The following is a 1,326-nucleotide window of genomic DNA, read 5'->3' on the forward strand; positions in this document are numbered from 1 at the left end:
GGTTGCGAGCTATTCCTTGTATATGTTGCATCACTAAAAATAATGAATTTATCTTTTTCTTACAAATATTTTACTATATTTGGTACTAGGATTGTGGAGGTTTTTTCACAGTCTGACGTTAGTGGTCAGGCTAAAAAGATTAGTAACCTATTGGTATAATTGGAAAATGTTTACTTTTAAAATTAATTTATTTGATGAAACCATTATATAAAAACGCAACAGCAAAGACTGACATAATGTGTCTTTATGAAGAAAAGCTAAATAGCTTACAAATTGACTACAAGGAAGTTGATGTGAATACCTCCTTTGGTAAAACAAGGGTTATTAAAACCGGTAATGAAAACGGCAAGCCAATAGTTCTGTTTCACGGAATAAATGCGGGTGCACCTTTGACACTTGAAGCTGTAAAAGACTTGCGAAAAGACTATTTGCTATATGCGATAGACACAATAGGTCAAGCTACTAAAAGCGATGAAAACAGAATAAACATAGACAATAACTCATATGCTCAGTGGGCTACTGAAGTCTTGGATGATTTGAACATTTATAAAGCGAATTTTATCGGAATTTCTTATGGTGCATATATACTCCAGAAGCTAATCTCTTACAAACCAGAAATGGTAAGCAACTGTATTTTTGTTGTTCCTAGTGGCTTGGTAAATGGAAAGTTTGGGGTATCAATGGTTAGATTAACTTACCCATTAATCAAATTTCTTATTACCAAGAGAGATACTGACCTTAGAAAATTCACAAAAGCTTTTGTACCCGAAGAAGACGATTTTATGTTTAGATTGCAAAAGGCTCTTCTTTTAGGATTAAATATGGACTATAGAAGACCTACTTTGCTAAAAGAAAAAGATGTATGCAACTTTACTAATCCCGTTTACATGATAGTTGCGGATGATGATGTATTTTTTCCAGGCCTCGAAGCTATTAATAGAGCAAAAGCATTATTTAAGAATTTTAAAGAAGCCCATATTGTCAAAAATTGTAAACATATGCCAAACAAAGAAAGCTATTTAGAGATACAAGAAAAAATAAAGGATTGGCTTGAAAAATAGGGAAGAAAGAACTAAGCCCGAACCGCTAACAGCCGTTTTGCAAAAGCGGGGGTTTCGTGCTTCTATGACTGTGAAGTGCTAAATTCAAGCTTTGTCCTTCTTATGAAGTTTAGTGCTGATAATCCCCGCCTTCGCAAAGCGGCCAAACGTCAGGTTGTGAAAAAACTCCATTTTCAATACAAATTCACCTAGTTAAAAGCTTATAAATTGGTTTTAAGCCAAGGTATATTTTGAAGTAGTTTGATTTGTTCCCAAAATGATACGA

1 protein-coding gene is annotated in these 1,326 nt (G+C 33.9%); it reads left to right on the forward strand.

Annotated elements, in window-relative coordinates; genetic code table 11:
* Positions 1–194: 194 nt before the first annotated feature.
* Complete coding sequence (locus G6042_RS00780) at positions 195–1,061, forward strand: alpha/beta fold hydrolase (RefSeq protein WP_169522370.1); 867 nt, start codon at positions 195–197, stop codon at positions 1,059–1,061.
* Positions 1,062–1,326: the final 265 nt, after the last annotated feature.

The sequence above is a fragment of the Flavobacterium solisilvae genome (assembly GCF_012911605.1).
In the GTDB taxonomy this organism is placed as follows: Bacteria; Bacteroidota; Bacteroidia; order Flavobacteriales; family Flavobacteriaceae; genus Flavobacterium; species Flavobacterium solisilvae.